This window comes from Pseudomonas syringae group sp. J254-4 (genome assembly GCF_032586855.1).
GTDB lineage: Bacteria > Pseudomonadota > Gammaproteobacteria > Pseudomonadales > Pseudomonadaceae > Aquipseudomonas > Aquipseudomonas amygdali.
Window position 1 is genome coordinate 22,227 of record NZ_JAWHOO010000002.1, and the last position, 24,820, is coordinate 47,046.

The 24,820-nt window shown below is 59.3% G+C and carries 25 protein-coding genes; 10 read left to right on the forward strand and 15 right to left on the reverse strand.

Features of this window, described 5'->3' with window-relative positions:
• Window positions 1–47: 47 nt before the first annotated feature.
• The 6 genes from RYB09_RS03285 to RYB09_RS03310 form a co-directional block, all read right to left on the reverse strand.
• The gene (locus tag RYB09_RS03285; RefSeq protein ID WP_057402761.1) at window positions 48–785 is read right to left on the reverse strand and encodes a hypothetical protein; all 738 of its coding nucleotides are present in this window, start codon (window positions 783–785) and stop codon (window positions 48–50) included.
• Window positions 786–839: 54 nt separating this feature from the next.
• On the reverse strand, window positions 840–1,220 hold the full coding sequence (locus RYB09_RS03290; protein WP_044319282.1) for a RidA family protein: 381 nt from the start codon (window positions 1,218–1,220) through the stop codon (window positions 840–842).
• Between the two features lie 24 nt (window positions 1,221–1,244).
• Window positions 1,245–3,350: a bifunctional GTP diphosphokinase/guanosine-3',5'-bis pyrophosphate 3'-pyrophosphohydrolase gene (spoT, locus tag RYB09_RS03295; protein ID WP_002551499.1), complete on the reverse strand. Its 2,106-nt coding sequence runs from the start codon at window positions 3,348–3,350 to the stop codon at window positions 1,245–1,247.
• A 60-nt stretch (window positions 3,351–3,410) separates the two neighbouring features.
• The gene (rpoZ, locus tag RYB09_RS03300) at window positions 3,411–3,674 is read right to left on the reverse strand and encodes a DNA-directed RNA polymerase subunit omega (RefSeq protein ID WP_002551500.1); all 264 of its coding nucleotides are present in this window, start codon (window positions 3,672–3,674) and stop codon (window positions 3,411–3,413) included.
• Window positions 3,675–3,821: 147 nt separating this feature from the next.
• Entirely contained in the window at window positions 3,822–4,466 is a 645-nt protein-coding gene (gene gmk / locus RYB09_RS03305) for a guanylate kinase (RefSeq protein ID WP_002551501.1), read from the reverse strand.
• 13 nt (window positions 4,467–4,479) lie between these two features.
• Window positions 4,480–5,343, reverse strand: coding sequence for a YicC/YloC family endoribonuclease (locus RYB09_RS03310; RefSeq protein ID WP_002551502.1), 864 nt, complete (start codon window positions 5,341–5,343; stop codon window positions 4,480–4,482).
• 310 nt (window positions 5,344–5,653) lie between these two features.
• Between RYB09_RS03310 and rph the strand changes: the two genes are divergently transcribed.
• Window positions 5,654–6,376: a ribonuclease PH gene (gene rph / locus RYB09_RS03315; protein ID WP_002551503.1), complete on the forward strand. Its 723-nt coding sequence runs from the start codon at window positions 5,654–5,656 to the stop codon at window positions 6,374–6,376.
• Between the two features lie 20 nt (window positions 6,377–6,396).
• Entirely contained in the window at window positions 6,397–6,765 is a 369-nt protein-coding gene (locus RYB09_RS03320; RefSeq protein ID WP_044344530.1) for a DUF4870 domain-containing protein, read from the forward strand.
• Between the two features lie 69 nt (window positions 6,766–6,834).
• Here RYB09_RS03320 and RYB09_RS03325 read toward each other — a convergent pair whose 3' ends face one another.
• Window positions 6,835–7,614, reverse strand: a complete 780-nt coding sequence (locus tag RYB09_RS03325) for an exodeoxyribonuclease III (RefSeq protein WP_002551505.1) — start codon at window positions 7,612–7,614, stop codon at window positions 6,835–6,837.
• 82 nt (window positions 7,615–7,696) lie between these two features.
• Between RYB09_RS03325 and pyrE the strand changes: the two genes are divergently transcribed.
• Both pyrE and RYB09_RS03335 read left to right on the forward strand, forming a co-directional pair.
• On the forward strand, window positions 7,697–8,338 hold the full coding sequence (gene pyrE / locus RYB09_RS03330; RefSeq protein WP_316887500.1) for an orotate phosphoribosyltransferase: 642 nt from the start codon (window positions 7,697–7,699) through the stop codon (window positions 8,336–8,338).
• 10 nt (window positions 8,339–8,348) lie between these two features.
• Window positions 8,349–8,981 carry a DUF4124 domain-containing protein gene (locus RYB09_RS03335; protein ID WP_316887502.1) on the forward strand — a complete coding sequence of 211 codons (633 nt, stop codon included), beginning with the start codon at window positions 8,349–8,351 and terminating at the stop codon, window positions 8,979–8,981.
• Between the two features lie 211 nt (window positions 8,982–9,192).
• Here RYB09_RS03335 and argB read toward each other — a convergent pair whose 3' ends face one another.
• Genes argB through coaBC form a run of 4 tightly spaced genes read right to left on the reverse strand, consistent with a single transcriptional unit; the run spans window position 9,193 to window position 14,434 of the window.
• Window positions 9,193–10,098, reverse strand: a complete 906-nt coding sequence (gene argB / locus RYB09_RS03340; protein WP_002551508.1) for an acetylglutamate kinase — start codon at window positions 10,096–10,098, stop codon at window positions 9,193–9,195.
• A gap of 28 nt (window positions 10,099–10,126) precedes the next feature.
• Window positions 10,127–12,712, reverse strand: coding sequence for a phosphomannomutase/phosphoglucomutase (locus RYB09_RS03345; protein ID WP_316887504.1), 2,586 nt, complete (start codon window positions 12,710–12,712; stop codon window positions 10,127–10,129).
• 51 nt (window positions 12,713–12,763) lie between these two features.
• A complete protein-coding gene (gene dut / locus RYB09_RS03350; RefSeq protein ID WP_316887506.1) occupies window positions 12,764–13,219 on the reverse strand; it encodes a dUTP diphosphatase in 456 nt (151 codons plus the stop codon).
• A 6-nt stretch (window positions 13,220–13,225) separates the two neighbouring features.
• On the reverse strand, window positions 13,226–14,434 hold the full coding sequence (coaBC, locus tag RYB09_RS03355) for a bifunctional phosphopantothenoylcysteine decarboxylase/phosphopantothenate--cysteine ligase CoaBC (RefSeq protein WP_316887614.1): 1,209 nt from the start codon (window positions 14,432–14,434) through the stop codon (window positions 13,226–13,228).
• A 135-nt stretch (window positions 14,435–14,569) separates the two neighbouring features.
• On the opposite strand from coaBC, the gene radC reads away from it, so the two are divergent.
• Window positions 14,570–15,244, forward strand: a complete 675-nt coding sequence (gene radC, locus RYB09_RS03360; protein ID WP_002551512.1) for a RadC family protein — start codon at window positions 14,570–14,572, stop codon at window positions 15,242–15,244.
• 155 nt (window positions 15,245–15,399) lie between these two features.
• On the opposite strand, the gene RYB09_RS03365 is transcribed toward radC, so the two are convergent.
• Entirely contained in the window at window positions 15,400–16,986 is a 1,587-nt protein-coding gene (locus RYB09_RS03365) for an ABC transporter substrate-binding protein (RefSeq protein WP_005778508.1), read from the reverse strand.
• A gap of 364 nt (window positions 16,987–17,350) precedes the next feature.
• Here RYB09_RS03365 and rpmB point away from each other — a divergent pair, with 364 nt between their 5' ends.
• Complete coding sequence (gene rpmB / locus RYB09_RS03370) at window positions 17,351–17,584, forward strand: 50S ribosomal protein L28 (protein ID WP_002551514.1); 234 nt, start codon at window positions 17,351–17,353, stop codon at window positions 17,582–17,584.
• A gap of 11 nt (window positions 17,585–17,595) precedes the next feature.
• Complete coding sequence (gene rpmG, locus RYB09_RS03375) at window positions 17,596–17,751, forward strand: 50S ribosomal protein L33 (RefSeq protein ID WP_002551515.1); 156 nt, start codon at window positions 17,596–17,598, stop codon at window positions 17,749–17,751.
• An 81-nt stretch (window positions 17,752–17,832) separates the two neighbouring features.
• Here rpmG and RYB09_RS03380 read toward each other — a convergent pair whose 3' ends face one another.
• Entirely contained in the window at window positions 17,833–18,201 is a 369-nt protein-coding gene (locus tag RYB09_RS03380; protein ID WP_004666557.1) for a cupin domain-containing protein, read from the reverse strand.
• A gap of 239 nt (window positions 18,202–18,440) precedes the next feature.
• Between RYB09_RS03380 and RYB09_RS03385 the strand changes: the two genes are divergently transcribed.
• Both RYB09_RS03385 and RYB09_RS03390 read left to right on the forward strand, forming a co-directional pair.
• The gene (locus RYB09_RS03385) at window positions 18,441–19,934 is read left to right on the forward strand and encodes an aldehyde dehydrogenase (RefSeq protein WP_316887508.1); all 1,494 of its coding nucleotides are present in this window, start codon (window positions 18,441–18,443) and stop codon (window positions 19,932–19,934) included.
• Window positions 19,935–20,172: 238 nt separating this feature from the next.
• Entirely contained in the window at window positions 20,173–21,321 is a 1,149-nt protein-coding gene (locus RYB09_RS03390; RefSeq protein WP_316887510.1) for an MFS transporter, read from the forward strand.
• On the opposite strand, the gene RYB09_RS03395 is transcribed toward RYB09_RS03390, so the two are convergent.
• Together RYB09_RS03395 and RYB09_RS03400 are read right to left on the reverse strand one after the other, a co-directional pair.
• On the reverse strand, window positions 21,318–22,898 hold the full coding sequence (locus RYB09_RS03395) for a phospholipase D family protein (protein ID WP_122258925.1): 1,581 nt from the start codon (window positions 22,896–22,898) through the stop codon (window positions 21,318–21,320). The two genes, RYB09_RS03390 and RYB09_RS03395, sit on opposite strands and share 4 nt — an antisense overlap.
• 72 nt (window positions 22,899–22,970) lie before the next feature.
• Window positions 22,971–24,392 carry a PLP-dependent aminotransferase family protein gene (locus RYB09_RS03400; protein WP_002551520.1) on the reverse strand — a complete coding sequence of 474 codons (1,422 nt, stop codon included), beginning with the start codon at window positions 24,390–24,392 and terminating at the stop codon, window positions 22,971–22,973.
• 175 nt (window positions 24,393–24,567) lie between these two features.
• Between RYB09_RS03400 and RYB09_RS03405 the strand changes: the two genes are divergently transcribed.
• The gene (locus RYB09_RS03405) at window positions 24,568–24,819 is read left to right on the forward strand and encodes a DUF1127 domain-containing protein (protein ID WP_004655331.1); all 252 of its coding nucleotides are present in this window, start codon (window positions 24,568–24,570) and stop codon (window positions 24,817–24,819) included.
• Window position 24,820 lies beyond the last annotated feature (1 nt).

The following is a 24,820-nucleotide window of genomic DNA, read 5'->3' on the forward strand; positions in this document are numbered from 1 at the left end:
GTCGCAGTCAGGAGCGCCTTGAAGGGCGCTCCCGAGGCTTGAGTTGCTTACTGCTGTTCGAGCAACCAGCGACGTGGGCCTGGACGCAGCTCGGGCATCTGGTCAGCACCGGCATTGTTCATAGCCTGGAATATCTCCAGTTGCTTGCCTTTGCGGGCAAAGATCCACGGGTTGCCTTTTTCGGCTTTCTCCAGCCACATACTGTCGTATTCGCCGCTCATGGCTGCGCAATCGCCCGCCAGGCATAGTGCGTAGCGATCGTTTTCGGGAAGCCCCTGCACACTGCCGTCAGGCATGAACTGCACGGTGCTGCCTTGGCCATCGCCTTCCACGACAGTCCATTTGCCGCCCATGTAGGCGCTATACAAGGCTTTCTCGAAGCTGGTGCCAGGCTGAGCGCCTTCCGGTGCCGGGTTTTCCGGCTTCTGGAAGTGCTGTTCAGGGCCTGACTCGCTGGCCGCTTGAACCAGTTCATCACCCTTCACGCTCAGGTCTTCGAAGAAGTTGCCGTAGAAGTCGATGTGCAGCTTGCCTTCGGCAGCGCTGACGATCTTGCCTTCACCCAGCTCGAAACCGTTGGAGTAAATGGCCTGATTGGCTTTGGAGTTTATTTTCCACTCCAGATTGGGGCCGTTGGCGAGCAGTGCCTGACGCAAGTTGCCTTGTTTGACGGCGGCGTCGATGGCGGTCTGGTTGATCCAGGTGCCGTCCGGATTGCGGTCGGCGTGGCTGGCGCAGCCGCCCAGAATGACGGCGAGCAGCGAGATGGCGAGCGCGGAGCGCATAACGGATTCCTTCCTTCAGGGAGAACGGAGCGCAAGGCACGCTCCGTCGGGGGATTATTCGATGACGAGAATCGCGTCCATTTCAACCTGGGCGCCACGCGGCAATGCTGCAACGCCGATGGCGGCGCGAGCCGGATAAGGCTGGGTGAAATAGGTGCCCATGATCTCGTTGACCTTGGCGAAGTGGCCCAGATCGGTCAGAAAGATGTTCAGTTTGACGATGTCCTTGAAGGATCCGCCCGCCGCTTCGGCAACAGACTTCAGGTTTTCGAAGACCTGGGTGATCTGCGCTTCGATGCCTTCGACCAGCTCCATGCTGTTCGGGTCCAGCGGGATCTGTCCGGACATGTAGACGGTATTGCCAGCTTTGATGGCCTGAGAGTATGGGCCGATGGCCGCAGGGGCTTTATCGCTGGTGATGACAGTCTTGGTCATGAGAACTCCTGATGATGGGATGGCCTACGCGCGCATCCGGGTGATGCGTGTGACACCTGTCAGGGCGCGCAGTTTCTTGATCACACGAGCCAGATGCACACGGTCGTGCACGCTGACCACCAGTTGGACCACGCTGATGCGACCATCGCGTTCGTCCATGCTGATTTTTTCGATATTGCCGTCGGCCGCGTTGACGCTGCTGGCCAGCAGAGCGATCAGGCCGCGCTGATGCTCGAGTTCGACACGCAGCTCGACGTTGAATTCGCCGGTGACATCCTTGGCCCAGGACAACTGGATGCATTTTTCCGGGTTGTGACGGATTTCGCTGATGTTGCGGCAGTTATCCAGATGCACAACCATGCCCTTGCCTGCCGACAGGTGGCCGACAATAGGGTCGCCAGGGATTGGCGTGCAGCATTTGGCGTAGCTGAGCACCAGGCCTTCGGTACCACGAATCGCCAGCGGACCTTCAGGGCTTGGCAACTGCTCGCCCTCGCCCAGCAGGCGGCGAGCGACGACATAGGCCATGCGATTGCCCAGCCCGATGTCTTCGAGCAGGTCTTCCAGCACTTCGACCCGGTACTCGTTGAGCACCAGCTGAATGCGTTCCTGAGTGATCTTGTCGAGACTGCATTCGAAGCCGTTGAGCACCTTGTTCAGCAGGCGCTCGCCAAGGTTGATCGACTCGGAGCGGCGTTGCAGCTTGAGCGCGTGGCGAATATGCGTACGCGCCTTGCCGGTCACGACGAAGTTCAGCCATGCCGGATTCGGACGTGCACCTGGGGCGCTGACAATCTCGACGGTCGAGCCGCTTTGCAGCGGTTCGGACAATGGCGCCAGTCGGCGGTTGATCCGGCAGGCGATGCAGCTGTTGCCGACGTCGGTGTGTACCGCGTAGGCGAAATCCACCGCCGTGGAGCCTTTGGGCAGCTCCATGATCCGGCCTTTGGGCGTGAAAACGTAAACCTCGTCCGGAAACAGGTCGATCTTGACGCTTTCAATGAACTCCAGAGAGTTACCCGCACGCTGCTGCATTTCCAGCACGCCCTTGACCCACTGCCTTGCACGGGCGTGAGTGCCCTTGGGCTGCTCGTCGTCGCTGGATTTGTACAGCCAGTGCGCAGCGATCCCGTTGTTGGCCATCTCCTCCATTTCGCGGGTGCGGATCTGGATTTCGATCGGTACGCCATGCATACCGAACAACGTCGTATGCAGGGACTGATAGCCGTTGGCCTTGGGGATTGCGATGTAGTCCTTGAAGCGGCCGGGCAGCGGCTTGTACAAATTATGTACAGCGCCCAGCACGCGATAACAGGTATCGACCTTGTCGACGATGATGCGGAATGCGTAGACATCCATGATCTCGTTGAAGGCGCGACGCTTGCCGCGCATCTTCTTGTAGATGCCATAAAGATGCTTCTGCCGCCCGCTCACGTCGCCTTCGATGCCGTCAACGGCCAGGCAATGACTGAGGGACTCTTCGATCTTGTTGACCAGTTCCTTGCGATTACCCCTGGCGCGCTTGACCGCCTGGTTGATTCGCGAGGAGCGCATCGGGTACATCGCCTTGAAACCCAGGTCCTCGAATTCGATGCGCACACTGTGCATACCCAGCCGATTGGCGATGGGTGCGTAGATTTCGAGGGTTTCCTTGGCGATGCGCCGACGCTTTTCGCCCGACAGCACTTCCAGCGTGCGCATGTTATGCAGGCGATCGGCGAGTTTGACCAGGATCACGCGAATGTCGCGCGCCATGGCCATGGCCATTTTCTGGAAGTTTTCTGCCTGGGCTTCGGCCTTGGTCTCGAAATTCATCTGGGTCAGTTTGCTGACCCCGTCGACCAGTTCGGCGACGGTTTCGCCAAATTGGGCGCTGAGCGCTTCCTTGGCAATCCCGGTGTCTTCGATGACGTCATGCAGCATCGCAGCCATCAGGCTCTGATGGTCCATGTGCATGTCGGCAAGAATATTCGCTACCGCAAGAGGGTGCGTAACGTAGGCTTCACCACTGCGACGGCGCTGGCCATCGTGGGCTTGTTCGGCATAGTAATACGCTCGGCGAACCAGGTTGACCTGGTCCTTGCCGAGGTAGGCCGACAGTCTTTCGGCGAGGGCGTCTATGCTCGGCAAGGCGCTACCCCTTGCCAATGGCTTTTACCCTGCGCCGTACTACGTCGACCTGGCATAGGCTTAGACGGCCTCGTTGGACTCGTCCTCGAACGCTGCGAACAATGGTTCATCTTCAACGATTTCGGCTTCTGCGATTACAGCGTAATCCATCAGGCCAGCCGCGATTTCACGCAGTGCCATAACGGTAGGCTTGTCATTTTCCCAGGCCAGCTTTGGTTCTTTGCCGCCGGTTGCCAGTTGACGGGCACGCTTGGTAGAGAGCATGACCAGCTCAAAGCGGTTATCCACGTGTTCTAGGCAGTCTTCAACGGTTACGCGGGCCATGGGTATTCCTCGTAGCAAATGCGGATGCGCGATGCCCGGATGGGCGAGCGGACTCGATAGTTTACAAGCGGACAGCACCAGGCATCAAGCGGCAAGCCACCAACGGCATGCTTTTAACCTGTTGCCTGATGTCTGGAAACGACTCGATCAAGCCAGCAACTCCTGAAAAAGCTCGCTGTATTGCTCTTGCTGATGCTGCTGGGTCAGGCGATTGGCGCGGAATATCGCCTTGAGGTCTTCCAGTGCACCGGCAAAATCGTCATTGACCACAACGTATTCATACTCGTTGTAGTGGCTCATTTCGCTGACCGCTTCACGCATCCGCGCTTCAATGATCTCGTCACTGTCCTGGCCGCGATTGGTCAGGCGCTGACGCAATGCCTGCTGGGTAGGCGGCAGAATGAAGATCGACCGGGCCTGCGGCATTTGCGCACGAACCTGCCGGGCACCCTGCCAGTCGATTTCCAGAATCAGGTCGTGGCCTTCGTCCAGGGTCTGCTGAAGGTGGCTCTGCGAGGTGCCATACAGATTGCCGAAGACTTCGGCCTGCTCAAGAAAGTCGCCGTGCTCGATCATGCGCACGAACTCGGCACGATCGACGAAGTTGTAGTTCACGCCGTTCACTTCGCCGGGGCGCATGGCCCGGGTGGTGTGCGAGACCGAGACGCGGATCTTCGCCTGCGCGCCGTGCTGAGGCTCTTGCTGGGCGTCCATCAGGGCCTTGACCAGGCTGGTCTTGCCCGCGCCGGACGGGGCGGAAATGATATACAGGGTGCCAGTGATATGGGTCATGTCAGGTTCAGCCTTACTCAATATTCTGCACTTGCTCGCGCATCTGCTCGATCAACACTTTAAGGTTGACGGCAGCCTGCGTGCTGCGTGGGTCAAAGGCCTTGGAGCCCAGTGTATTCGCTTCGCGGTTAAGCTCTTGCATCAGGAAATCAAGGCGCCGGCCTGCCTGACCGCCAGCCTTGAGTACGCGACGCACTTCGGTGACGTGTGTGCTGAGGCGGTCCAGTTCTTCGGCAACATCGCTTTTCTGTGCCAACAGAACCATTTCCTGCTCCAGACGCTGAGGGTCGAGTTCGGCTTTCATGTCAGCAAAGCGATCCAGTACTTTCTGGCGCTGAGTTGCCAGCATCTGCGGCACCAGGGTGCGCAGGGTGGCAACCTCCTCGACGATGGAAGACAGCCGGTCATCAAGCAGTCTGGCCAGGTCTGCACCTTCGCGCCCGCGCCCGCTCTTCAATTCAGTCAGCGCATCATTGAACAGCTTCAGTGCTTCGGTGTTCAACACCTGCGGATCGCTGGCATCAGCCACAAGTACGCCGGGCCATGCCAGAACTTCAAGGGGGTTCAGCGCGGCAGGCTGTTTGATCAGGCCGGCAACCGATTCGGCTGCGGCGATCAACTGGCCTGCACGCTCAAGATCCACTTGCAGCGGTTTGCCAGCGGTTTCCTCGACAAAACGCAATGTGCATTCGACCTTGCCGCGCGACAGCCCCTGACGCAGCGCTTCGCGAATCGCACCTTCCAGATCACGGAACGACTCCGGCAGGCGCAGGTGCGGCTCCAGATAGCGGTGATTGACCGAGCGCAGTTCCCAGCTCAGTGTGCCTTGGGCACCGGCTCGCTCTACGCGGGCAAAGGCAGTCATGCTGTGCACCATGGGAAGTACCTCTTATCGATTCAGGAACGTGATTCAACCCATGAATGCACAGGCTCGGCGTTCATGGGTGTCGTGAAAGCCGACTGGCTGCAGAGGCGCAGGATTGTAGCGCAGTGCGACGCAGGCTCCCAATCCGGCAGCGTGACAAGTGACGCAAGGCATTCGCGGCGATCACGCGAGAGCGTCGGAAGCGTTGATCCAGAGCCTCCTATTCGGAGCAAATCGGCATTGGTGGCTTTTAGAGATGCCCAGTAGCAGCTGTGACCTCTATAATGCCCAGCAGTTTTCCGTCTCAGTACAGGTATCCCAGATGAAACGTCCAAGTGGTCGCGCCGCCGATCAGCTCCGCTCGATCCGCATCACCCGCAACTACACCAAACACGCCGAGGGTTCTGTACTGGTCGAGTTTGGTGATACCAAGGTGATTTGCACCGTCAGCGTCGAAAACGGCGTACCACGCTTTCTCAAAGGGCAGGGCCAGGGTTGGCTGACCGCCGAATACGGCATGCTGCCACGCGCTACAGGCGAGCGTAATCAGCGTGAAGCCAGCCGTGGCAAGCAGGGTGGTCGTACACTCGAAATCCAGCGCCTGATCGGTCGTTCGCTGCGCGCTGCGCTGGACATGTCCAAGTTGGGCGACGTTACCCTGTACGTCGATTGCGATGTCATTCAGGCTGACGGTGGCACTCGTACGGCTTCTATTACCGGTGCGATGGTTGCTCTGGCGGATGCGCTGAAGGTGATCAAGAAGCGCGGCGGCCTGAAAGGCGGCGACCCGCTCAAGCAGATGATCGCGGCCGTTTCGGTCGGCATGTATCAGGGTGAGCCAGTGCTCGACCTGGACTACCTCGAAGACTCGGCTGCCGAAACCGACCTGAACGTGGTCATGACCAGTGCAGGCGGTTTCATTGAAGTTCAGGGCACTGCCGAAGGCGCGCCATTCCAGCCTGAAGAGCTGAACGCGATGCTGGCGCTGGCACAGAAGGGCATTACCGAGTTGTTTGAACTGCAGCGTGCCGCACTGGCCGATTGATAAATAAGGAGCGTTTGATGATGAATGACAGTCCGCAGCCCTTATACAAACCCAGCCGGGAAGCCCGTCAGTGGGCGATGTTCTGTCATTTATCCGCTCTCATTGGACTGGTCTTCCCCTTTGGCAATCTCCTTGCGCCATTGATTCTCTGGCAAATGAAGAGGGAGACAGACCCGTTCATTGATTCGCAGGGCAAAGAAGCGCTGAACTTTCAGATCACTGCCGCGATTGCAGGCCTGATATGCATAATGCTGATGTTCGTGGTAATCGGCATCGCACTGTTCATGCTGGTGTGCCTTGGTGCTTTCATACTCACGGTTATCGCCGGGGTGAAGGCAAACAACGGACTGGAATATCGTTACCCCTTCACCTGGCGCCTGTTGAAATAACGCATAGCGCGAGCAACGCAAAAAGCCGACTTGAAGTCGGCTTTTTCGTATGCGTTATTCGCCTGACTATCAGATAGTCAGGGTCCAGTCGTAGTCCACGATCAAGGGCGCGTGCTGCGAGAAGCGCGGCTGACGTGGCAGGCGAGCGCTGCGCACGAAGCGGCGCAGACCTGGAGTCAGGATCTGATAATCGAAGCGCCAGCCCAGATTCAGCATCTCGGCCTGTTCGTTATCCGGCCACCAGCTGTACTGATCACCTTCGCGGCTGACTTCACGCAGGGCATCGACATAGCCCATGGTGCCGACAATCTCGTCCATCCAGGCGCGCTCAGGCGCCAGGAAGCCAGGAGACTGCTGGCTATCACGCCAGTTCTTGATGTCGAGCTTCTGCTGCGCGACATAGAGCGATCCGCAATAGATGTATTCGCGACGCTTGCGGCGTTGCTTGTCCATGTACTTGCCGAAATCGTCCATGAGCTTGAATTTCTGATTCAGGTCTTCATCGCCATTCATCCCTGACGGAAAGAGCAGGGTAGCGATACTGACCTTGTCGAAATCTGCTTGCAGGTAGCGCCCGTAGCGGTCGGCTGTCTCGAAACCGAGGCCGCTGATTACCGCCTTCGGCTGCAACCGCGAATAAAGCGCCACACCACCCTGAGCGGGAACCTCGGCTTCGCAGGCATAGAGGAAGTAACCATCCAGCTGAAAGGCTGGATCATCCAGTTCAAAGGTGGAGGCGCGGGTGTCCTGTAAGCAGATGACGTCGGCATTCTGAGCTTGCAGCCAGCTGAGCAAACCACGCTCGACTGCAGCCTGAATGCCATTTACGTTCACACTGATGATCCGCATAAATGGCCCCAAAAATCACGTGCGTGTATGATACCCGAGCTCTACCTAATTAGCTAAATCCGTGGTATCCGGAGCTTTTTCCATGCAAGCGTATCAGCGCGATTTCATTCGTTTTGCCATCGATCGCGGTGTTCTGCGCTTCGGTGAGTTCACTCTCAAGTCCGGGCGCACCAGCCCGTACTTCTTCAATGCCGGGCTGTTCAACACCGGTTCCGCACTGGCACAGCTGGGGCGTTTCTACGCAGCAGCGGTGGTTGAAAGCGGTATTGCCTTCGACGTTCTGTTCGGCCCGGCCTACAAGGGTATTCCGCTCGCCTCGGCCACTGCTGTGGCGCTGGCCGAGCATCATGACCGTGATCTACCGTGGTGTTTCAACCGCAAGGAAGCCAAAGCGCACGGCGAGGGCGGCAGCCTGGTGGGTTCGCCGCTGGCGGGCAATGTGCTGATTATCGATGACGTGATCACGGCGGGTACGGCGATTCGTGAAGTCATGCAGATCATCAAGGACCAGGACGCGACAGCTGCGGGCGTGCTGATCGCGCTCAATCGTCAGGAGCGTGGCAATGGCGAGCTGTCGGCGATTCAGGAAGTCGAGCGTGACTTCGGGATTCCGGTGGTGAGTATCGTGTCGCTGAATCAGGTGCTCGAGTTCCTGGCCGACGATCCGCAACTCAAGCAGCATCTGCCTGCTGTCGAAGCCTATCGCGCGCAATACGGAATCTGAGGACGAGCCTATGGCAGTCAGCGGCACGGAGCGGGCTTCGGTTTCAGGCGTACTGAGCGTTTTGGGGTTCTGGCTGGCTCTTGGCATGCTTGCGCCCTTGCTCGCTCAAGCGGCTGATGCGCCTGAAGCTCGACTTTATCGCTACGTCGACAGCCGTGGCGTGACCGTGATCGATACGCAAGGCGTGCCGCCCGACTACGTTGCCAAAGGCTATGAAGTGCTCAACAGTCGTGGTCGGGTGGTTCAGGTCGTACCGCCTGCGCCAACGGCCGAGCAGATTCGCCAATCCGAAGCAGAAAAACGCCAGGCCGCTGCCGATGCACAGCTGTTAAGCCTCTACAGCAGCGTCGCTGAGGTGGACCGCGTCAAGGCCCGCAAACTGGCCGAGCTGGATGCGCTGATTGGCGTCGCCCAAGGCAATATTCAGGGGCTGGCGGCTCAGCAGCGCAACCTGCAAGGCCAGGCAGCCGACCTGGAGCGTGCGGGGCGTCCGGTTCAGCAGGGGCTGGTCGATCAGTTGAATGACTTGCGCGATCAGCAGCAGAAGCTGCAAACCGATATCGTCGGGTATCAGGCCGCACGGGTGAAGGCTGAAGCAGATTTCGCCGTCGATCGTGCACGCGTCCAGCGCCTGACTCAATGACCGGACGCAGAGCGTCCAGAAGCGCATGCCCACGCCTGTTTTTGATTCTGGCCGAAGGCCGTAGGAGCGAACTTGTTCGCGAAAGGGGTCGAAGCCAGACACCTGTCGTTCCTTACGCTCCAGCGTGGGAACGATAATCAGCGATCATCATCAACCAACAAAAAGGCCCCGTCAGCGTCAGCTCACGGGGCCTTTGGGTGTTACGCCTGAATCAGTGCCGCTTGCGGTTGGTGATCTGAGTACCTACACCGCTGTCGGTGAAGATTTCCAGCAGGACCGCATTGGGCACTCGTCCATCGATGATGTGCGAGCTATTGACCCCACCCTGAACCGCTTCCAGCGCGCAACGGATCTTCGGCAGCATGCCGCCATAGATCGTGCCGTCGGCGATCAGACCGTCGACCTGCTCGGTGGTCAGCCCAGTCAGGACTTCGCCCTGCTTGTTCATCAGGCCGGCGATGTTGGTCAGCAGAATCAGCTTCTCGGCCTTGAGGGCTTCGGCAACCTTGCCTGCGACCAGGTCGGCGTTGATGTTGTACGACTCGCCGTCCGGGCCCACGCCGATAGGCGCGATGACCGGAATGAAATCCCCTTTGACCAGCATGTTGAGCAGCCCGGTGTTGACCCCGACCACTTCACCGACCTGACCGATGTCGATGATTTCGGGCTTGGTCATTTCCGGCGTCTGGCGCGTGACGGTGAGTTTCTTCGCACGAATCAGCTCAGCGTCCTTGCCGGTCAGGCCGATCGCGCTGCCGCCGTGACGGTTGATCAGGTTGACGATGTCCTTGTTGACCTGGCCACCCAGCACCATCTCCACCACATCCATAGTCTGCGCATCGGTCACGCGCATGCCATCGATGAAGTGGCTCTCGATGGACAGGCGCTTTAGCAGATCACCGATCTGCGGCCCGCCGCCGTGAACCACCACCGGGTTGATGCCCACCGCCTTCATCAACACGATGTCGCGCGCAAAGCCGGTTTTCAGCTCTTCGCTCTCCATGGCGTTGCCGCCGTACTTGATAACCAGCGTCTTGCCGACAAAGCGGCGAATGTAAGGCAGCGCTTCGGAAAGGACCTTGGCTACATTAGAGGCGGCATCACGTTCGAGGGTCATTCAGGGCTCCAGTCAAAAGGAAAAACAATCAAAATGGCAGGTCGAGATCCGGTGCAACTTTTTTCAGCTCAGCGTGGAACACGTCCTTGATGCGCTGCAACTCAGCCTCGGTTTCGGCCTCGAAACGCAGCACCAGTACCGGCGTGGTATTGGACGCACGAACCAGACCCCAACCCTTCGGATAGTCCACGCGGACACCGTCGATGGTGGTCAGTTTGGCGTCGCCCCACTGCGCGTCGGTTTCAAGGGCCTTGATGATGCTGAACTTGGTGACATCCGTCACCTTGATGTTGATTTCAGGCGTCGAAATATCGTTCGGGAAGGTTTCGAACAGGTCTTCGGCATTGGCTGACTCCTGGCTGAGGATCTCCAGCAGACGTGCCGCACTGTAGATGCCGTCGTCAAAACCGAACCAGCGCTCCTTGAAGAAGATGTGGCCGCTCATTTCACCTGCGAGCAGCGCGCCGCTCTTTTTCATCTCTTTCTTGATCAGCGAGTGGCCGGTTTTCCACATCACCGGACGACCGCCATGTTCGCTGATCAGCGGAGTCAGGCGACGTGTGCATTTGACGTCGAAAATGATGTCGGCACCCGGGTTGCGCTTGAGCACGTCCAGCGCGAACAGCATCAACAGGCGGTCCGGGTACACCACGTTGCCTGCGTTGGTCACGACACCGACACGGTCGCCGTCACCGTCGAACGCCAGGCCCAGATCGGCGCCGGTTTCCTTGACCTTGGCGATCAGATCCTGCAGGTTTTCCAGCTTGCCCGGGTCCGGGTGGTGATTGGGGAAGTTGCCGTCCACTTCCGCGAACAGCGAGATCACTTCACAACCCAGCGCTTCGATCAGCTGCGGGGCAATCACGCCTGCCGCGCCGTTGCCGCAGTCGACCACGACCTTCAGCTTGCGGGCCATGACGATGTCGTCCTTGATCTGCTTGAAGTAGCGATCGAGGATGTCGACTTTAGTGATGCTGCCTTTCTGCGAAGTCAGGTTGTTGGTCTTGATACGCTCGTGCAGCGCCTGGATCTGCTCGTTGGCGAGAGTGTCGCCCGCGATGACGATCTTGAAACCGTTGTAGTCCTTGGGGTTGTGGCTGCCGGTCAGCATCACACCGGTCTTGCCTGCCAGCACGTTGGCGGCGTAGTACAGTGCAGGCGTCGGCACCAGGCCCACATCGCTGACATGGCAGCCGCTGTCGTGCAGGCCTTGAATCAGTTGCTGCACCAGTTCCGGACCGGAAAGGCGACCATCGCGACCGACGCTGACGTTGGGTTCGTTCTGCGCCAGGCTTTCGGAGCCGATGGCGCGGCCGATCCAGTAAGCCGTTTCAGCGTTGAGGGTGTCCCCGACCACGCCACGGATGTCATAGGCGCGGAAAATAGTCTCGGGAAGGTTGGGTGCCACGGATGCTGGGCTGTTCATAGCGAGGGGATGCTCCGATCTCAGGAAGTCCTGGTTTTCATCGAGAAGGTCGATATCAAGGATATCGGTATCTTGAAACAGTGGATCGGTCCAGTCGGTGCGTGATGCAGCCACTGTGGACGGAGCACTGCCTTTGACAATATCTGCATCGCGCTGCTCACCGGCAACCAACGCAGGTACTGCCTGGGGTTGACTGCGAAGCGAGACACGAGCAAGGGCCTGGGCCAGACCACTCAGGGCCGGGAGGCTCAAACCGAAGGGTTTGACGGCTTTTCCGCGTGAGAGTTCTTGGAGCAACTGATCCAGTTGTCGTGCGTCGGCGCAAATACGCCGTTGCAGAGCTCTCTCGCTGCGATGCAAGCCAAGCAGCACGCCCGCTGCAGCGATAACCAGCGCCAGCAGCAAAAGTACGACGGAGGGCGAAGTTTTCAGGCCGGGGCCGGGCGTGAATTCGAGTTTCCAGCCTGAATAGCCGGTATCGAACACCTGCGGTTTGCCGCCGTCGGCCTGACCGCGCTGCAGGAAAACCTGCGCAGGTCCGTTGCCAAACTGCTGGCTGAGCACCACTTGCCCGGCTTCGGCAGGCAGTGCCGGCAAGGCATTGAGCAAGCGCTGCAGGTCAAAGGCCAGCAGCAATGTGCCCACCACCGGCTGAGTTGGCGCGGCACGTACCGGCGCAGCACTGTAGATCAACCAGCGCTCGCCCGCCTTGCGAGCCTCCGGGGCGACGACCTCGCCTTGTGCAGCCTTGTTGAGCATATCCAGCGTGGCAAAACTTAACGGCAACGCGCCCTGCGTATCGACGTCAGCCAGGCCTTTGGGGTAAAGCCGCGCGCCTGCCAGGCCGTCCCAGCGAGTGAAGCGATCCTGTGCTGCCAGCAATGCGGAGGCATCATTGCTCTGAAGCGTCTGTACAAGTGTTGCGCCGGAGGCGGCCGATCGAGTGTCGGCATTGATCTGCCGCAGCGCCAGACCAATGGCTGCCGCCTGACTGCCGCCCCATGCCTGAACAAGCTGATCCTGCTGCTGGGGGCTGGATATCAGCGCAACCCAGACCAGCGCCGCGGCGATTATCAGGCCGATTGTCGCAGGCACAAGGCCTGGAGCAAGCCCTTTCAGGCTCGCTGCAGGGGGAGAGTTATCGGCCGCAATAGCGTGTTTTGGAGCGCTGTGCTGACTGCCTTTCACCGACCTCTCCCTGAGCCTTTTTCCGAACCCGGATTATGTGCCGAATGACGATTAATGGTTGCCGGAGTGGCCGAAGCCGCCTGCGCCACGCTGACTTTCGTCGAATGCTTCAACCAGCTCGAAGTGCGCCTGCACCACAGGCACCAGCACCAGTTGCGCAATACGCTCGCCGACCGCGATGTTGAATGCAGTCTGGCCACGGTTCCAGCACGACACCATCAATTCTCCCTGATAATCGGAGTCGATCAGACCCACCAGGTTACCCAGCACGATGCCATGTTTGTGACCCAGGCCGGAGCGCGGCAGGATCAACGCGGCAAGGCCCGGATCGCCAATGTAAATCGACAGGCCGGTAGGGATCAGCAGGGTCTGGCCGGGCTCGAGGACGGTATCCTCCTTGAGCATGGCACGCAGGTCCAGGCCTGCCGAGCCAACAGTGGCGTAGGCCGGGAGTGGAAATTCGTTGCCAATGCGAGGGTCGAGGATCTTGGCTTGTAGAGCGTGCATTCGTAGTTAAACCTGATTCATGCGGTCGGCGATAAAAGTGATCAGCTGGCGGGCAATCTTGGCCTTGCTGGTCTGGGCAAAAAGCGTTGCGTGCAACGCCCGGTCAATCACGCTGCAAGCGTTCTCTTCACTGTTGAAGCCGATGCTGGGGTTGGCGACATCGTTGGCGACAATCAGGTCCAGGTTCTTGTCCTTGAGCTTGCGGGCAGCATAGTCGAGCAGGTGTTCGGTCTCGGCGGCGAAGCCGACGCTGAAAGGGCGATCCGGGCGGGTTGCGATGGTCGCCAGAATATCCGGATTGCGGACCATCTGCAGCAGCAAGCCGTCACCGTTTGAAGGATCTTTCTTCAATTTGTGCGGGGCGACAACTTCCGGACGGTAGTCAGCCACCGCTGCCGAGGCGATGAACAGGTCACAGGGGATGGCAGTCTCGCACGCCGCCAGCATGTCGCGGGCGCTGACCACGTCGATGCGCGAGACGCGATCCGGCGTCGTCAGATTGACTGGCCCGGTGATCAGCGTGACGCGCGCACCGGCTTCCACAGCCGCTTCGGCCAGGGCAAAGCCCATTTTTCCGGAGCTGTGGTTAGTGATGTAGCGCACCGGATCGATGTTTTCCTGGGTCGGGCCAGCGGTGATCAGCACATGCTTGCCGGTCAGGCTCAGGCGCTGGAAACAGTCCGCTGCGCACTGGGCCAGATCGTCGGCCTCCAGCATGCGCCCGAAGCCGACATCGCCGCAGGCCTGACTGCCGGACGCTGGCCCAAACACACGAAAGTCACGCTCTTCAAGCTGCCGGGTATTGGCTTGCACTGAGGCGTCACGCCACATTGCCTGATTCATCGCCGGTGCGATGGCGACGGTGGCATCGGTTGCCAGCACGATGGTGGTCAGCAAGTCGTTGGCGATGCCTTGCGCCAGGCGCGCGATCAGGTCGGCGGTGGCCGGAGCGATCAGGATCAGATCGGCCCATTTGGCAAGTTCGATGTGGCCCATCGCGGCCTCTGCGGCCGGGTCGAGAAGGTCCAGGTGCACAGGGTGCCCGGACAGGGCCTGCATGGTCAGCGGCGTAATGAACTCTGCTCCGCCTTTGGTCATGACGACACGCACTTCAGCGCCCTGATCGCGCAGGCGGCGGACCAGCTCGGCGCTCTTGTAAGCCGCGATGCCGCCGCCGACGCCAAGAACGATGCGTTTTCGATACAGCCGCTGCATAGACCTGCCTTTTTGGTCGAGTGAATACGCGACGCCCATGACGCCTCCCCAGGCCAGGCCGTCGCGCAAAAAAGATGGGCTAAGATAGCACAGCGACTGCACCGCAACAGCGGTGCCCAATCACATGGAGGTGCTATGAGTATTCGCAGTTGGCCCGCGGCCGAACGCCCGCGGGAACGCTTGTTGGAGTTGGGGGCGGGGAGCCTTTCCGACGCCGAGTTGCTGGCTATCTTTTTACGCACCGGGGTGGCCGGAAAAAGCGCCGTAGACCTTGCCCGTCATCTTCTGAATCAATTCGACGGGCTCAGATCGTTACTGGATGCTGACCTGTCCACGTTTACCTCCCAACTCGGGCTGGGGCCTGCCAAATTTGCTCAGTTGCAGGCTGTCATGGAGATGGCGCGCCGGCACATGGCCGAGTCATTGCGCCGTGACTCAGCGCTGGAAAACCCCACTCAGGTGCGCAACTACCTGAAAGCTCAGCTCAGACATGAACAGCATGAAGTTTTCGCCTGCCTGTTTCTGGACAACAAACACCGGGTCATGACCTTCGAGATACTGTTTCGCGGGACGATCAACGCCTCCTATGTGCATCCGCGCCAGGTGGTGAAGCGAGCGATGGCTCACAACGCCGCCAGCCTGATCCTCTGCCACAACCATCCTTCCGGCATCACCACGCCCAGCCGGTCCGACATAGACCTGACCAAGCGCCTCAAGGAAGCACTGATGCTGGTGGATGTTCATGTGCTGGACCACGTCATCGTGGGCGACGGCGAGCCACTGTCGATGGTCGAGCGCGGGTTGATGTAGCGCTCACGCGGAGCGATAGGGCGGGATTCGGCTTATCGTTCCCGCGCTCTGCGTGGTAATGCCGTTCTGGACGCTCTGCGTCCGGTCTTGAGGTGGGGCGTGCCAATGCAGGGCATTGGCACGCCAGTTACGCAGACAGGCCTAGGTCTGGCGATTTACTTGACCTGCACCTTGTAGAAATCCTGCCTGCCAAACGGGCTGACCTGATAACCCGTGACGTCCTTGCGTACCAAGGCTGCTGCGGTCGGGTGGGCGAGGGGTATCCACAGTGCCTGCTGTTGGATCTGCTGCTGCGCCTGATGGTACAGCTTGCTGCGTTCGCCCTGATCGCTGACGGACTTACCATCGGTGATCAGCTTGTCCAGTGTCTTGTCGCAATAACGGGCGAAGTTGGTGCCCGACTGCACGGCTGCACACGAGAACTGCGGGGTCAGGAAGTTGTCCGGGTCGCCATTGTCGCCCGCCCAGCCCATGAACAGCAGGTCATGCTCGCCAGCCTTGGCACGGCGAATCAATTCGCCCCATTCAATGATCTTGATCTCGGCATCAATACCGATCTGTTTCAAGTCAGACTGCAGCAGTTGAGCGCCCAGGCTTGGGTTGGGGTTAAGCAGGCTGCCGGAAGGCCGGGTCCAGATAGTGGTCTTGAAACCATCCTTCAGACCGGCTTTGGCCAGTAAAGTCTTGGCCTTGGCGACATCGTGCTGATAGCCGGGCAGGTCTTTGGCGTAGCTCCAGGTGTTGGGCGGATAAGGGCCATTGGCCGCCGCGGCGGTACCTTCGAACACGGCCTTCAGGTAATTGGCCTTGTCGAACGCCAGGTTGATGGCCTGACGAACTTCAGGCTTGTCGAATGGTGGGTGCTGACTGTTGATCGCGACAAACGCGGTCATGAATGCTTCAGTCTTCTCGACCTTGAGCGAGTCATCCTCGCTGGCCGCCTGAATGTCCAGAGGCTTGGGCGAGAGCGCTATCTGGCATTCGTTCTGACGGACTTTCTGCAGGCGCACATTGGCGTCCGCTGTGATGGCATACACCAAGGTGTCGACATCAGACTTGCCGGCGAAGTAGTCCTTGAACGCCTCATAACGCACCACGGCATCTTTCTGGAAACGCTTGAACACGAACGGCCCGGTGCCGATCGGCTGGCTGTTGAGTTTTTCCGGTGTGCCGGCTTTCAGGAGTTGCGCGGTATATTCGGCCGAGTAGATCGACGCAAAACCCATGCTCAGCGTGGCCAGGAAGGTCGAGTCCGCCCGATTGAGTGTAAAGCGGACGGAGTGCGCGTCAGGCGCTTCGATGCTCTTGATCAGCGCGGGCAACTGCATGGATTGCGCATGCGGGAAGCCGCTCTGGGCAATCTTGTGCCACGGGTTCTGCGGGTCGAGCATGCGCTGGAAGCTGAACAGCACGTCATCGGCGCTCAGCTCGCGGCTCGGCTTGAAATAGTCTGTGGTATGAAATTTCACTCCGGAGCGCAGCTTGAAGTCGTAAGTCAGGCCGTCTTTGGATACGGTCCAGCTTTCTGCCAGGCTCGGTACCAGCTTGCCGCTCTGGGCATCGAAGTCCACCAGACGGTTCATCAGCACGTCGGCCGATGCGTTGGTGGTGGTCAGTGAGTTGTACTGCACAACGTCGAAGCCTTCGGGACTGGCTTCGGTACAAACCACAAGGCTCGATGCCTGGGCGGCAATCGGAAGCAGCAACGGAACAAGCAAAAAAGGGAGTGCAGCTAGGCGCATGGCGTTATTTCCTGTTCAGAAAGGGCCCCATCTGCCGGCGCAGTCTGGTGAGGGACTAACCCTAGACCATGTACTGGCGTAGAACAATCGTCACGGTGCGACGAGCGGTCGATTTGCCTGTGCCCCCGCATTGCTTGAGCATACCGCCGCGCAGAGCGGATTCATTCGGGTCAAAGTGCTTTGCCTGTTGTTGCGTCCAAGGGTTTCTGGTATAAAGCAGCGCTCTTTTCTAGGGGCCCGGTTCCTTCACTGTAGGTGTAGCCGGTAAGACCCTTAAAGAAACGCGGCGCCTGGCGCCAAATGACTGAGAGATTAAGCGGCCAACCCATGCCGGGTTGGGCATGTGGTTTTAGAGGGCTGAGGCATGTCGAGAGTATGTCAAGTTACCGGTAAGGGTCCGGTGACTGGGAATAACATTTCCCACGCAAACAACAAAACCCGTCGTCGTTTCCTGCCAAACCTGCAGCATCACCGCTTCTGGGTTGAAGGCGAGAAGCGTTTTGTTCGTCTGCGCGTATCTGCTAAAGGCATGCGTATCATCGACAAGCGTGGCATTGAAGTTGTGCTCGCTGAACTGCGTCGCGACGGCAAAATTTAAGGGAGAGAATCATGCGTGAATTGATCCGTTTGGTGTCGAGCGCTGGTACAGGCCATTTCTACACCACCGACAAGAACAAACGTACTACCCCGGATAAAATCGAAATCAAAAAATTCGATCCGGTTGTACGCAAGCACGTGATCTACAAAGAAGGCAAAATCAAGTAATTGATTCTGTCGGCTACAAAAAAACCCGCCTCGGCGGGTTTTTTTGTGTCTGCGCTCCTGGCATAGCTGCAAGGGCAGTACTTATTTATCCGCAGCGGCTTCAAACACTACATAAATCTTGCGGCATGTTTCCAGCACCTCCCAAGTGCCCTTGAAGCCGGCCGGAATCACGAAACGGTCGCCTGCGCGCAGGGTTTTCGCGTTGCCCTGCTCGTCGCGCAGGACTGAAACACCCTGCACAATCTCGCAATACTCATGCTCCGAGTAATTCACCTGCCACTGCCCGGGCTCGCCATTCCAGACCCCCGCGCTCATCTGTCCGCAGGGGCTGTTGTAGTGGTTGTAGAGGGTTTGTGCCGGATCGCCCTTAAAGACTTTTTCCGGTGCAGGGCGATAGTGCTCGGCGGCGGTGCTGGCTTCACTGAAGTCGACGATGCTTTCGATGCTCATGATGGGCCCCTTGTCCTGAATGCGTTGAGGGTTTGACGTGCGTGCTGTGCGTTAGTGCCTCGGCGCGCGTGCGGAGCTGTTTAATAAAATCAACATAAAAGCACCGTAGCGGCTATTTATGTCAAATATATTGGTTTTGTCGGGCCGCTGGTTTAGGGTAACGGCCTTCCTGAAAAATTTCAGATTGTGTCTTTAATCAACCATGACACACCCACATTCAACAAGAGGAGGACATGCAAATGACCACCCTGACTCGTGCTGACTGGGAGCAACGCGCCCAGAATTTGAAGATCGAAGGCCGTGCCTTCATTCAAGGTGAATACACCGCAGCCTCCTCCGGCGAGACGTTTGATTGCATCAGCCCGGTCGATGGCCGGATGCTTGCCAAGGTCGCCAGTTGCGACACCGCTGACGCGCAACGCGCTGTCGACAGTGCGCGCAGCGCCTTCAACTCAGGTGCCTGGTCGCGACTGGCTCCGGCCAAACGCAAGGAAATCATGATCCGTTTCGCCGGGCTGCTCAAGCAAAATGCCGAAGAGCTGGCTTTGCTTGAAACCCTGGACATGGGCAAGCCGATTGGCGACTCGTTCGGCGTCGACATTCCCGGTGCCGCCAGAGCCCTGAGCTGGAGCGGCGAGGCCATCGATAAACTGTATGACGAAGTCGCGGCAACGCCTCATGACCAACTGGGTCTGGTAACGCGCGAGCCGGTGGGTGTCGTCGCCGCCATCGTGCCGTGGAACTTCCCGTTGATGATGGCTTGCTGGAAGCTTGGTCCTGCATTGTCCACCGGCAACTCAGTGATCCTGAAACCGTCGGAGAAATCTCCGCTGACCGCCATTCGTATTGCGCAACTGGCCATCGAGGCAGGCATTCCTGCGGGCGTGCTCAACGTATTGCCGGGTTACGGTCATACCGTCGGCAAGGCGCTGGCGCTGCATATGGACGTGGATACCGTGGTGTTTACCGGTTCGAGCAAAATCGCCAAGCAACTGATGATTTACGCAGGCGAGTCGAACATGAAACGCGTCTGGCTGGAAGCCGGTGGCAAGAGCCCGAATATCGTCTTTGCCGACGCGCCTGATCTGCAGGCCGCCGCCGAAGCAGCCGCCAGCGCAATTGCCTTCAACCAGGGCGAAGTCTGCACTGCCGGCTCGCGGCTGCTGGTCGAGCGCTCTATCAAGGAGCGCTTCCTGCCGATGGTGATTGAGGCATTGGCCACCTGGAAGCCCGGCAACCCGCTGGACCCTGCGACCAACGTGGGCGCGCTGGTCGATACCCAGCAGATGAATACCGTGTTGTCCTACATCGAAGCGGGCCACGCCGATGGTGCCAAGCTGGTTGCGGGTGGCAAGCGCATTCTGCAGGAGACCGGCGGCACCTACGTTGAGCCGACCATTTTCGACGGTGTGAACAACGCGATGAAAATCGCTCAGGAAGAAATCTTCGGCCCGGTGCTTTCAGTGCTGACGTTCGACAGCGACGAAGAAGCGATACAGATAGCCAACGACACGCCTTATGGCCTGGCTGCTGCCGTGTGGACTGCAAATATCTCCAGAGCACACCTGACCTCCAAAGCACTGCGCGCAGGCAGCGTATGGGTCAACCAATACGACGGCGGCGATATGACTGCCCCGTTCGGTGGCTTCAAGCAGTCAGGCAACGGTCGTGATAAATCGCTGCATGCCTTCGACAAATATACTGAGCTGAAATCCACCTGGATCAAGCTGTAGTCATTTGCTTATCGCACCCACGCTCTGCGTGGGCGTGTAGTTCTGGGACGCTCCGCGTCCGGTCTCGCGTCTGCGGCGCGGCGCAGATTTGTGACGCGGAGCGTCACGCACGGCATTCCCACGCTGGAGCGTGAGGAACGATAACCTCAACTATCGTGCGACGCTCCGCGTCGCATGCCGTTCTGGACGCTCTGCGTCCGGTCTTGATTGTGCAGTGAGGGCAGGCAGGAGCTTGAAAATGCGTTGGGGTACTTATTTTGCCGTGCTGGCGTCCGTGTTGGGCGTCGGGCTGGCAATGGGCGTCAGCATGCCGCTGGTTTCATTGCGTCTGGCAGACTGGGGCTACGGCTCGTTTGCCATTGGCATCATGGCGGCGATGCCTGCGGTGGGTGTGCTGGTGGGTGCGGCGCTGGCCAGTCGTCTCGCCGCGCGCTTCGGTACGGCTAACCTGATGCGCCTGTGCCTGTGGGGCGGCGCCGTTTCGGTCGGCGCACTGGCGCTGCTGCCGTATTACGGGGTCTGGCTGGTCTTGCGCCTGGCGCTCGGGGTGATTCTGACCATCGTCTTCGTGCTGGGTGAAAGCTGGATCAACCAACTGTTGATCGAGCGTCTGCGCGGACGGCTGGTAGCGCTGTATGGCAGCACTTACGCCTTGAGCCAACTGGCTGGCCCGCTGTTACTGGGCGTTATCGGCACTCAGGCCGACTACGGCTTCTGGATTGGCGTGCTGCTACTGGTCGGCTCTCCGTTCCTGCTGCTGGGTCGCACGGGGGCGCCATCGACTGAATCCTGCAACGTGACCCTCACTGATCTGGCGGGCTTCTGTCGCGGCATGCCCGCTATCGCCTGGGCGGTGGCGCTGTTCGCTGCATTCGAAGCCTTGATCCTCACGCTGCTGCCGCTCTACTGCATACGCCACGGGTTCACCCCGGAAATCGCCCTGATCATGGTCAGTGTGGTGGTGATAGGTGACGCGTTACTGCAGTTGCCGATCGGCATGCTCGCTGATCGCATCTCGCGCCGCGCAATGTTTACCGGATGCGCCGCCTTGTTGCTGACGTCCAGTCTGCTGGTGCCGTTACTGATCGATACCGTTCTGATCTGGCCGCTCTGGACAGTGTTCGGTGCCAGTGCTGGGGGGCTGTTTACCCTGTCGCTGATCCTGATCGGCGAGCGTTATCGCGATGACTCACTGGTCCGCGCCAATGCGCATGTCGCTCAGCTGTGGGGCATCGGGTGCCTGATCGGGCCCCTGATAGCAGGCGCGGGCAGCCAGTGGGTCAGCGGTGAGGCCTTGCCGCTGCTCATGGCGGCAGGTGCCTTTGGCCTGCTGATTCTGATCAGGCGACGTGGAGCGTTCGGGGTTGCCCAGGCTGCGCCCGCCTAAAGCATTCTTTCCAGGCCGATGGCACGGCTCATCCACGCGTTGAAACGCCGCCACCAGTCACCGGGTTCGGTGTGCAGCGTGTGGATCTGGCCATTGTCTTCGGTCACCCACACCACTTTGCCATCCTCAAGCTTCGCCTGGTAAGTGAGCGAGGGAGCCATACCCTGAAGCGTCAGTTCGCGCAGCTCTTCGGCCAGTTGCGGACTGTCGACCAGCACGCCGACTTCGGTGTTCCACAGCACAGAACGCGGGTCGAAATTGAATGAGCCGACAAATACTTTCTGCCGATCGAAGATCATCGCCTTGCTGTGCAGGCTTGATTCCGAACTGGCCAACGAGCTGCTTTTCTTGAACAAGTGCGGACCGCTGCCGCGCATGGTTTCGGTATCGCCAGGCTGGCGGCGCAGTTCGAACAGCTTCACGCCGTGCTCCAGCAGCGCCTTGCGGTAAGGCGCGTAGCCGCCATGCACGGCAGGCACGTCGGTGGCTTCCAGTGAATTGGTCAGCAGGCTGACGTTGACGCCGGCATCGGCACGGCCGGTCAGGTACAGCAAACCTTCCTGGCCCGGTACAAAGTACGCCGAAATCAGCATCAGTTCCTTGCGAGTGTTCAATAGTTCGGGGGCCAGTTGCGTGGTCAGCAGCAGGTGCGGATCCGGATCACCCTGCGCCAGTACCTTGGTCGGTGCGTCCCACAATGCCTGGTTGTGCGCCCAGACCAGCTCGTTGAGCCAGGTCTTCATGCGTGGCTGAGTCTTGTAGGCCATCAATCGCTCATACAGGGCCTTGTGTTGCTGATGCGCCTGCTCCAGCGAATCGTCCAGCCGCTGCCGTGCCTGGGCCAGATCCTCACCGTCGGGCAGGAAGTACATGAACGCATCGATGGGCTTGCTGAGCGTACTGTTCCAGTATTGATCGAAGCTGTGGCCGAGCTGTTCGGCGACCGGCCCCACGCTGAGCATGTCGATATCGGTGAAGTTCAGGTTCGGTTCGGCGTCGAAGTATTCATCGCCCAGATTGCGCCCGCCAACGATGGCCACACTGCTGTCGGCCAGCCACAGCTTGTTGTGCATGCGTCGGTGCTGACGCGACAGGTTCATCAAGCGCCCCAGGCTGCGCGTGATGCCGGTCTCGCGCCCCAGATTTTGCGGGTTGAACAGGCGAATCTGAATGTTCGGGTGCGCGGCGAGGGTGGCGATGGCCTGATCCAGCCCGTCGCTGGTGGTGTCGTCCAGCAGAATGCGCACCCGCACGCCACGGTCTGCCGCTTTGAGCAGTTCGTCGATCAGAGCGCGCGTGCTAAGGCCGTCATGGACGATGTAATACTGCAGGTCGAGGCTGCTTTTGGCGTTACGGATCAGTTCGGCGCGCGCCTTGAATGCATCGCTGCTGTCGGGCAGCAGGCGAAAGCCGGAACGCCCGTCGTGGGGCATCGCCATGGCTTGAATAGAACGGCCGAAAGCAGAACTCGAGGGCGGCATGGCCTGGCTTGGCTCGCTGGCAATTTGCTGGTGCGCGCAACCGCTGACGCACAGTGCAACCAGCAGGCAAAAGGGCAAGGCCCATGAGTTATTCAAATTGATCTTCCGCGTCTGTACATGGCTCGACTTGGCGTTATGACCCAAAAAACCGGGAAAGATTTGCCTGCGTCAGTCAGTTTGCGCATTCAGTAGTGCAATTGTCTCGCCCACGGTACGCACAGCGTTCTCGATTTCGCGGCTCGGTTTGGACGCGAAGTTCATGCGCATGCAGTTACGGTACTTGCCCGAGGCGGAAAAAATACTGCCCACCGCGATCTGTACACCTTTGCTCAGCAGGGCGCGGTTCAGACGCAACGTGTCGAAGCCTTCGGCCAGTTCCACCCACAGCATGAAACCGCCTTGCGGGCGGCTGGCGCGGGTGCCTTCGGGAAAGTAGCGCATCACCCAGTCGATCATCTGGTCGCGACTGCGCTGGTATTGGGTTCTCATGCGCCGCACATGCGGCTCGTAATGGCCGCCTTCGATGAAGTCGGCGATGGCCAGCTGGGGCTGCGGTGCAGTCGAGCCGGTGCCGATGTATTTCATGTGCAGCACCTGCTCCAGATACCGCCCCGGCGCTACCCAGCCAATCCGCAGGCCGGGTGCCAGGGTCTTGGAAAACGAGCTGCACAGCAGGACACGGCCATCCTCATCGAAAGATTTGATGGTGCGCGGGCGAGGGTAGTTGTAAGCAAGATCGCCATACACATCGTCCTCGATGATCGCCACATCGAAACGTTGTGCCAGCGTCAGCAAGGCACGTTTGCGAGCTTCGGGCATGACGTAACCCAGCGGGTTGTTGCAATTGGGCGTCAGCTGAATGACCTTGATCGGCCATTGCTCAAGGGCCAGTTCCAGCGCCTCGAGGCTGATGCCGGTCAATGGGTCTGTGGGGATTTCCAGGGCTTTCATGCCCACGCCCTTGAGCGTCTGCATGGCCCCGAAGAAGCTGGGCGAGTCCACTGCAACGATGTCACCCGGCGAGCAGATGGCCCGGACACTCGCTGACAGCGCTTCATGGCAGCCATTGGTGACGATCAGATCATTGGCGGTCAGGTTGCAGCCCGAGTCGAGCATCAGTCGGGCGATTTGCTCACGCAGCCTGCGTACGCCGTAGATGTTGTCGTAATACAGCCCCGGCATGTCTTGGTGACGACTCAGCTGACTCAGCGCGCGCATCAACGGTTTCAGGGTAGGGCTGGTGACATCGGGCATTCCGCGCCCCAGTTGCGTGACCGCTTCGAGAGGTGCCACCCGAATCAGGTCCAGCACCTGATCCCATTGAGAGATATCCACAGGCCGCTGGACCGGTCGCCCGACAGCAGGCAGCGCAGGTGCCGCTCGACTGACCGATACGAAATAGCCGGATTTGGGTTTCGGCGCTGCCAGGCCGTTGTCCTCCAGCACCCGATACGCTTGCTGCACGGTGCTCAGGCTGACGCCATGTTCGACACTTAACGCACGCACCGATGGCAGGCGGTCGCCGGGGCGGTAGAAGCCGTTTTCGATCCGCGAGCCGAGCAGTTCGGCGAGGTTGACGTAAAGCGTCATGACGTACTCTCAGGCTGGTGAGCGTGGTATAGCAATACAGATTGGGCAAAAATATAGCATTCAGTGCTGTTTTCGCCTCATCTGTATGGAAAATATAACCTGTTTTTGAATCTGTAATGGTCTGGCCGTTCGTTTCATCATAGACCCACACCCACCCAGGATGAGGGAATCGGAAATGAACGGGTTCAGCGATGTACGCCTTGCGCTTCACAGCCAGGAATTGAATGACTATCGACCAACTGCGGTCAGAACGGTCCGCTCAAACAAGGCCGATCTGTTGGCGGGCATGGGTCGCTGGGCGCTGTATCGTCACCGCTGGGCCTCCCGCCGCACCTTGCTGGAGCTGACGGACGATCAGTTGCGCGACATCGGGCTGGATTTCCAGCAGGCGCGGGTCGAAGCGATGAAACCGTTCTGGAGGCCCTGAG

Excerpts from the sequence above, each read along its gene's own strand:
- gmk (WP_002551501.1), bottom strand. The coding sequence starts at position 4,466 with ATGACCCATATCACTGGCACCCTGTATATCATTTCCGCCCCGTCCGGC.
- RYB09_RS03390 (WP_316887510.1), top strand. The coding sequence starts at position 20,173 with ATGCGTTGGGGTACTTATTTTGCCGTGCTGGCGTCCGTGTTGGGCGTC.
- RYB09_RS03385 (WP_316887508.1), top strand. The coding sequence starts at position 18,441 with ATGACCACCCTGACTCGTGCTGACTGGGAGCAACGCGCCCAGAATTTG.
- RYB09_RS03365 (WP_005778508.1), bottom strand. The coding sequence starts at position 16,986 with ATGCGCCTAGCTGCACTCCCTTTTTTGCTTGTTCCGTTGCTGCTTCCG.
- RYB09_RS03400 (WP_002551520.1), bottom strand. The coding sequence starts at position 24,392 with ATGACGCTTTACGTCAACCTCGCCGAACTGCTCGGCTCGCGGATCGAA.
- radC (WP_002551512.1), top strand. The coding sequence starts at position 14,570 with ATGAGTATTCGCAGTTGGCCCGCGGCCGAACGCCCGCGGGAACGCTTG.
- rph (WP_002551503.1), top strand. The coding sequence starts at position 5,654 with ATGAAACGTCCAAGTGGTCGCGCCGCCGATCAGCTCCGCTCGATCCGC.
- RYB09_RS03290 (WP_044319282.1), bottom strand. The coding sequence starts at position 1,220 with ATGACCAAGACTGTCATCACCAGCGATAAAGCCCCTGCGGCCATCGGC.
- RYB09_RS03335 (WP_316887502.1), top strand. The coding sequence starts at position 8,349 with ATGGCAGTCAGCGGCACGGAGCGGGCTTCGGTTTCAGGCGTACTGAGC.
- rpmB (WP_002551514.1), top strand. The coding sequence starts at position 17,351 with ATGTCGAGAGTATGTCAAGTTACCGGTAAGGGTCCGGTGACTGGGAAT.
- RYB09_RS03325 (WP_002551505.1), bottom strand. The coding sequence starts at position 7,614 with ATGCGGATCATCAGTGTGAACGTAAATGGCATTCAGGCTGCAGTCGAG.
- pyrE (WP_316887500.1), top strand. The coding sequence starts at position 7,697 with ATGCAAGCGTATCAGCGCGATTTCATTCGTTTTGCCATCGATCGCGGT.
- RYB09_RS03405 (WP_004655331.1), top strand. The coding sequence starts at position 24,568 with ATGAACGGGTTCAGCGATGTACGCCTTGCGCTTCACAGCCAGGAATTG.
- rpoZ (WP_002551500.1), bottom strand. The coding sequence starts at position 3,674 with ATGGCCCGCGTAACCGTTGAAGACTGCCTAGAACACGTGGATAACCGC.
- RYB09_RS03320 (WP_044344530.1), top strand. The coding sequence starts at position 6,397 with ATGAATGACAGTCCGCAGCCCTTATACAAACCCAGCCGGGAAGCCCGT.
- RYB09_RS03310 (WP_002551502.1), bottom strand. The coding sequence starts at position 5,343 with ATGGTGCACAGCATGACTGCCTTTGCCCGCGTAGAGCGAGCCGGTGCC.
- RYB09_RS03285 (WP_057402761.1), bottom strand. The coding sequence starts at position 785 with ATGCGCTCCGCGCTCGCCATCTCGCTGCTCGCCGTCATTCTGGGCGGC.
- dut (WP_316887506.1), bottom strand. The coding sequence starts at position 13,219 with ATGCACGCTCTACAAGCCAAGATCCTCGACCCTCGCATTGGCAACGAA.
- coaBC (WP_316887614.1), bottom strand. The coding sequence starts at position 14,434 with ATGCAGCGGCTGTATCGAAAACGCATCGTTCTTGGCGTCGGCGGCGGC.
- RYB09_RS03380 (WP_004666557.1), bottom strand. The coding sequence starts at position 18,201 with ATGAGCATCGAAAGCATCGTCGACTTCAGTGAAGCCAGCACCGCCGCC.
- argB (WP_002551508.1), bottom strand. The coding sequence starts at position 10,098 with ATGACCCTCGAACGTGATGCCGCCTCTAATGTAGCCAAGGTCCTTTCC.
- rpmG (WP_002551515.1), top strand. The coding sequence starts at position 17,596 with ATGCGTGAATTGATCCGTTTGGTGTCGAGCGCTGGTACAGGCCATTTC.